Origin of the sequence: Paenibacillus sp. 7541, from assembly GCF_002276395.1 — a bacterium.
Taxonomy (GTDB): domain Bacteria; phylum Bacillota; class Bacilli; order Paenibacillales; family Paenibacillaceae; genus Paenibacillus_AQ; species Paenibacillus_AQ campinasensis.
This window is the reverse complement of sequence record NZ_NQLZ01000020.1, coordinates 42,588-49,479: the sequence shown is the minus strand read 5'-3', so window position 1 is coordinate 49,479 and position 6,892 is coordinate 42,588. Positions and strand designations below refer to the sequence as shown.

The following is a 6,892-nucleotide window of genomic DNA, read 5'->3' as shown; positions in this document are numbered from 1 at the left end:
TCTGTATCTGATTCGTCTACTGTATTTGATTGGTATACGATTTCATTTTTTGTATATTTTATCTATTCTGTAAGCTTTGTCTGTTTTGCAAGCTATTTTATCTATTTATCTAACCTTAGCTTTCTTCTACTCTGCTTGCTTTGTCCACTCTACTTGCTTTGTTTACTCCGCTCCTTTGTCTGATCTACTTGCTCTCTGCTCTGCTTCTTTGTCTGATCTACTTGCTCTGCTGATCTACTTGCTCTGCTACTCTGCTTCCTTGTCTAATTGCTTAGTCTGTTTTGTTTGTTTCTTCCCTGCTGCCTGATCGAACGGGATAATCATGCAAAGCCAACGGAACACGAATATGGATCTGCCGCCCCGTGTTGAAAGTACAGGCCATGCTGTGGACGTCACCTGCTCGATTCGAGACAAAAAAAGAATCGCCCAAGGGATCTACCTTGGACGACTCTGAATAACCGCACACGCCCTCCGGCGTTTCACAACTCTCCGCCGAACCGACGCGGTGGCCATGCACAAAGCTGTTTGATCGATGCTATGCTATGCCTCTCTCGTCCGGGTAGCGGCGGGCCGCACCGCATGCGGGTCCGGCATATCCTCTTCCACCTCTTGGCCGTGGAGCTTCACGCTCATCGCCACGCCAATACTCGCCATATTAATCAACAACGACGTACCGCCATAGCTGATGAACGGGAGGGTAATCCCGGTCAGCGGCATCAGACCGATAAACATGCCGATGTTCTCGAAGATTTGGTATATGAACATGGCAATGATCCCGACAATAAGGTAGGGGCCAGCTCTGTTCTTGCATTCGAGCGCAATCAGAATCATGCGATGAATCAGAATGAAATAGAGCAGGAGCAGCACAGAGGAGCCGATAAATCCGTACTCCTCGGCGATCTGAACAAAGATCGAATCCGAATACGCATACGGTATGAAATTCCTCTGTACATAACCGCCTTCCATATAGCCCGCTCCACTCAGCCCGCCGGATGAAATCGCCAGCTTGGCATTGCGGGTATGGTAGACGGTATCCGACGGCGCTTCCTCAGGGAGCAGCCAGGAATCCAGCCGAGCCATCCAGTGCGATTTCAACAGTTTAGATTCCACCAGCTCATCATGGAAGTGGATATACGCCTGCGTACCGCCGAAGGCGCCGCCGAGCAGCACCACGGCCCCGATGAGAGCGTGGGTGTATTTAATATTGCCAATCCACAACAGCCCTACCAGGATTACAAAATAACTCAGCGCATTCCCGAGGTCATTCTGAACCATCACCAGCGCAAACGGTAAGAAGGCAATCATGCCGATCGGGACGACATCGCTCCAGAACTTGAGATGCGGCTTCTTTCTTTTGTGATAAAGCACAAAGGACAAGAAAATAATGAGCACCAGCTTAAACAACTCCGCAGGCTGCACACTTAATGTCCCGATGTAGATCCAGCCCTGGGCACCGTTAAGGTCCTTCCCGATAAAAATAACTAATACGAGCGTAATCAGCCCGCCGATATAGATATACCATGCATATTTAATAAGCAGCCGGAAATCGATCAGACTCATGCCAAAAAAAGCAATGAAGCCGATAATATAAAATTGAATCATCGAGATGTGAGATCCATCAAATCTCGTGTCTTTGGTGACACTGTAGATTGATGTAATACTGACAACCATCAGGATGAGCAGCACAAACACGATTAAATAATCGATTTTCTTTATTTTTTCCCAAAAGTAATTCAACATGACCTCGGTCCTCCCGTACCGGAGCTGTGCCCCCGCTGTGCCTTACAGTTCATAAACTATGCGCACGGCCAAAAAGTTTGCCCTCTGCGATTGCGCCCATCACAAACAGGAGCTTGTATCGCCCAATCTAAAGCTCGCAAGAAACACGGCGACTGTTCAGGCGGGCGATTATCTGCAGAAACTGCGCATTTCATCCATCTCAAAAAGGCTGTACCCGAAGTCTTCGCTTCCCGAGTTCATCACTTGCAGTTATATGAACAGATCAGATATCACGCCAGACCTATGCGTATTGCGCACCTCTGAGGCTGCGGCCGGGATTCGTTCTTCCCGCCCATCGCTCCGCGCATGTCTGCACGTGAAACCCACCGTCATTTATTTTAAAAGAAAAACCCCCTGAATACAATTAACGGGCGATTCCCAGAACATGCCTGTCGATCCCGGCCAAGTCCGGTACGGTCACAATTTCATCCCAATGACCGGCGCGGCGCAGCAGCTTAGCTACATCGGCGGCCTGGCCCATGCCAAGCTCGAACGCAATCAGCCGCGGCGGCGCTGCCAGCAGCGGAAGCTGCGCCATCATAATCCGATACGGCGCCAGGCCGTCCGGGCCGCCATCGAGGGCCGTTCGCGGTTCGAAGTCCCGCACCTCCGGCTGAAGCCCATGTATATCCTCTGCCGGAATATACGGCGGGTTGGACACGACGATATCCGGCGCCATGCCCGTAAATGGCTCCAGCAGGTTACCCTGCCGAAATTCCACGGCCGCGTTAAGCTGTTGGGCATTCCGGGCCGCCACCCGGAGCGCCTCAGGCGATATATCGCTGGCCAGCACCTGCCATTCCGGTGCCTCAAGCGTCAGCGTCACCGCAATCGCCCCGCTGCCTGTGCCGATGTCCGCCGCGAGAAGGCGCTCGCCATCGCGGGGAGCAAGGCTCGCCCCGTGCTGCAGCACCGCTTCGACCAGCAGCTCCGTCTCCGGCCTCGGAATGAGCACGGCCGGCGTCACTTGAAACGCCCGCCCGTAGAACTCCTGCTCCCCCATAATATATTGGGCGGGCTCTCCGCTGCCCTTGCGGGAGACCACTTCCTCCCACAGCTCGCGGCGCTCAGCCGGAAATGGCTCTGTCAGCGCCATATAGTAGCTTGAACCGGAGAGGCCAAGCACATATTCCAGGAGCAGCTGGGCATTGCGCTGGGGCTCCTGCACACCGCAGCTGTCTAAAAAAGAAGAAGCCTCCACAAAGGCTTCCCTTATGCTGCGCTCCGGCGTCATAACAAATGATATCCGCTCCAAAGCGTTATACTCCTTTTTCCATCGATTCCGCCTGTTCCGCAAGCGTCAGGGCCGAAACGATTTCTTCGATTTCGCCGTTCATCACTTGATCCAGCTTGTGCAGCGTGAGTCCAATCCGGTGGTCCGTGACCCGGCTTTGCGGGAAATTGTAGGTACGAATGCGCTCGCTTCGGTCCCCGGTACCCACCTTGCTCTTGCGCTCGCCGGCATACTTCGCTTCTTCCTCCTGGCGCATCATGTCGTAGATGCGGGCGCGCAATACCTGAAGCGCCTTCTCCTTGTTGGAGTTCTGCGACTTGCCATCCTGGCACGTCGCCACGATGCCTGTCGGAATATGTGTAACGCGCACCGCCGACTTGGTAGTGTTGACGGACTGTCCGCCCGCTCCGCTGGAGCAGAACGTATCCACGCGAATATCTTTATCCAGAATTTCGATGTCCACTTCCTCCGCTTCCGGCATGACAGCTACCGTGGAGGTGGAGGTATGAATACGGCCGCCCGATTCCGTTGTAGGAATGCGCTGCACGCGATGGGCACCGCTCTCGAATTTCATTTTGCTATAGGCGCCGCGGCCATTAATCATGAAGATGACTTCCTTGAACCCGCCGAGGTCGTTCATGCTGGCATCTAGCACTTCAACCTTCCAGCCCTGCGAATCCGCATAGCGTGTGTACATCCGGTATAGGTCGGAAGCGAACAGAGCCGCTTCATCACCGCCAGCGGCACCGCGAATCTCCACAATGACGTTTTTATCATCGTTTGGATCCTTCGGCAGCAGCAGAACCCGGATTTTCTCTTCCAGAGACTGCTGGCGGGAGGTGAGTTCCTCAATTTCCATCTTGACCATGTCACGCATTTCATCGTCCAGCTTCTCGCCAAGCATCATCTTGGCGGCATCCAGCTCTTCGATAACATTCTTATATTCAACATAAGCCTCATAAGCAGGCTGCAGATCAGATTGTTCTTTGGAATAGTCCCTCAGCTTCTTTGCATCGCTTGCAACATCAGGGTCACACAGCAGCTCGCTCAGCTTCTCGTAACGATCCGCCAGGGATTGCAATCGGTCCAGCACAGGAATTCACCTCACTACGTAATATTCCTCAATTATTAGTAAACTTCCACACTTGTAAACAACATGCCGCCACTTTATCTCCTTTACAGGTTGGTACAGTGGCAGACGACTTTTTATTATAACAAGGAAACAGCGCTTTGACTAGATAGGTCTGCCCACTTATAAGACGCAGGCCACACTAGGAGAAGGCAGATAATGAGCATAGAAGAAGACCACGGCTCATGCACACGAAGGTACAGAGAGCTGTGGCCTGCGGCTTTACATGATCTACACATTAAAGCGGAAGTGCATGACATCTCCATCATTTACTACATATTCCTTACCCTCGAGACGAAGCTGGCCGCGTTCCTTCGCAGCGTTCATCGAACCGGCGGCAACCAGGTCCTCATAGGATACAACTTCGGCCCGGATAAATCCGCGCTCAAAGTCACTGTGAATGACGCCCGCTGCCTGCGGCGCTTTCGTGCCTTTGCGGATCGTCCACGCGCGAACCTCCTGCACCCCAGCTGTAAAGTAGGTGTACAGGCCAAGCAGGCTGTACGCTGCCTTGATCAGGCGGTTCAGGCCGGATTCTTCAAGCCCCAGCTCCTCGAGGAACATCGCTTTGTCTTCGCCTTCGAGCTCGGCGATCTCGGCTTCAACCTTGGCGCTGATCGGGACGACAGCCGCGTTCTCAGCTGCTGCGAATTCCCTCACCTGCTGCACATATGGGTTGTTGTCGGCATCATTAACGCCGTCCTCACTTAAGTTTGCCGCATACAGCACCGGCTTCAGCGTCAGCAAATGAAGATCGCGCACCACCAGCTTCTCCTCATCGGTCAGCTCCACGCTGCGAGCCGGCTGGTCGTTGTACAAGGCTTCCTTCAGCCGCTCAAGCAGCTCCAGCTCCTGGGCAAACTGCTTGTTGCCGCCCTTCATGTTCTTCTTCGTCCGGTCAATCCGTTTCTCGACACTGTCCAGATCTGCGAGAATCAGTTCCAGATTGATCGTCTGGATGTCACTGACCGGGTTCACCTTGCCGTCAACATGCGTAATGTTCTCGTCCTCGAAACATCTTACAACATGGACGATCGCATCCACTTCACGAATGTGGGCAAGAAATTTGTTCCCGAGCCCTTCGCCTTTGCTTGCGCCGCGGACGAGGCCGGCAATATCGACAAATTCAAAAGCGGTCGGTACGGTTTTGTTCGGTTGAACAAGCTCTGTCAGCTTATCCAGACGCTCATCCGGAACCTCAACCACCCCAACGTTCGGGTCAATGGTACAGAACGGATAGTTCGCCGACTCGGCACCCGCTTGCGTAATAGCGTTAAACAATGTGGATTTGCCGACGTTCGGCAAACCAACGATCCCAGCTTTCAAAGCCATTTATGTGACAACTCCTTATCGGTTATACTCTGAACCATCCGATCCCATGGCCATAATGATCGGGGCGGCGGAATCAGATGCTACGGTATTTCGAATCTCTAATCCTGCGCTATTCACGCCGAATGGATTAACGTTCACTCATAATCTCACTCATTATAGCAGATCGTTCATAGAGTTCAAACCATAATATCCCCGCACCCGCAGGGTTGCTTCAAGTCCGTTCTGCCCTAGGGCAGATCCCGTTCCATCTCGGGAAGACCTCCGTTCTATCTTAGGCGGATCTCTGTTCCATCTATATCCTAATCAGGCGCGTCGTCGCCTGGAGCTCAGCAATGGAAGCTGCCCCGATGCCAAACATGGCCGTTCGCAGCTCCAGCTCGACCTGGGCGAGCCGCTCATCCAGCGCCGCCTCGGACGATACCGCGGCTCCCAGCAGCCCGCGGCCAAAGCCCGCCAGATCGGCGCCAAGCGCGATGGCTTTGGCCGCGTCCACGCCGCTGCCAACCCCGCCGCTGCCGATAAGAGGGCAGTCCGGTGCTGCGACCTTCACTTCCCGGATGCATTCGGCGGTCGGGTTGCCCCAATCCGCGAAGGCCTCGGCCGCTGCGCGCCGGACCGGATCATGGCTGCGGAACTTCTCGACCTGGCTCCAGGAAGTTCCGCCTGCTCCGGCTACGTCGATGAACGCCGCGCCCGCATCCAGCAGCAGCCGGGCCGTCTCGCCATCGATCCCCCAGCCGACTTCCTTGAAGCCGACCGGGACGTCCAGCTTCCGGCACAGCTCCTCGATCCGAACCAGCAAATTGCCAAAGCGGGTGTTGCCTTCCGGCTGGAACACCTCCTGCAGCCCGTTCAGATGGAGCACCAGCAAGTCGGCGCCCGCAATGTCCACCGCGCGGCGGCAGTCCTCCACACCGAAGCCGTAATTGAGCTGCACAGCACCCAGGTTGGCGAAGACAGGCACGCTCGGCGCGCGATCCCTGACGCGGAAGGTAGCAGCGAGCTCCTTCTTCTCCACCGCGGCGCGCACCGAGCCGACGCCGAGCGCCCATCCCCGACGCTCGGCTGCTTCGGCCAGCCGCATATTGATCTCCCCTGTGGCTGCGCTGCCTCCGGTCATGGAACTGATCAAGAACGGAACGCGAACGGCATATCCAAGAAACCAGGTGCCGAGATCGATATCGTCAAAATCCACTTCAGGCAAGGCGGCATGGCGGAAGCGGTACCGTTCAAAGCCGGGCGTAACGCCCCGGGAGCCGACCTCTTCTTCCAGGCACAAGCGCACGTGCTCGATCTTTCGTTCACCGGTCGGGACCTCCGGCAGCAAAGGGCCGGTTCTTTTCTCAGGTACAGCTGTCGAGTCATGATGATTCAGGCTATCGCCTGCCTCGTTCCTTTTCCGTTCCAATTCCATTCCG

Annotated in this window: 5 protein-coding genes; all 5 read right to left on the bottom strand. The window is 54.9% G+C overall.

Going from position 1 to position 6,892, the window contains the following annotated elements:
• Positions 1 to 540 precede the first annotated feature (540 nt).
• Positions 541 to 1,740: an FtsW/RodA/SpoVE family cell cycle protein gene (locus tag CHH75_RS12890; protein ID WP_095398364.1), complete on the bottom strand. Its 1,200-nt coding sequence runs from the start codon at positions 1,738 to 1,740 to the stop codon at positions 541 to 543.
• 403 nt (positions 1,741 to 2,143) lie between these two features.
• Entirely contained in the window at positions 2,144 to 3,013 is an 870-nt protein-coding gene (gene prmC, locus CHH75_RS12885) for a peptide chain release factor N(5)-glutamine methyltransferase (protein ID WP_176475556.1), read from the bottom strand.
• A 25-nt stretch (positions 3,014 to 3,038) separates the two neighbouring features.
• Positions 3,039 to 4,106, bottom strand: a complete 1,068-nt coding sequence (gene prfA / locus CHH75_RS12880) for a peptide chain release factor 1 (protein WP_095264950.1) — start codon at positions 4,104 to 4,106, stop codon at positions 3,039 to 3,041.
• A 267-nt stretch (positions 4,107 to 4,373) separates the two neighbouring features.
• The gene (ychF, locus tag CHH75_RS12875; RefSeq protein ID WP_095264951.1) at positions 4,374 to 5,474 is read right to left on the bottom strand and encodes a redox-regulated ATPase YchF; all 1,101 of its coding nucleotides are present in this window, start codon (positions 5,472 to 5,474) and stop codon (positions 4,374 to 4,376) included.
• Between the two features lie 292 nt (positions 5,475 to 5,766).
• On the bottom strand, positions 5,767 to 6,888 hold the full coding sequence (gene fni, locus CHH75_RS12870) for a type 2 isopentenyl-diphosphate Delta-isomerase (protein WP_095398362.1): 1,122 nt from the start codon (positions 6,886 to 6,888) through the stop codon (positions 5,767 to 5,769).
• Positions 6,889 to 6,892 lie beyond the last annotated feature (4 nt).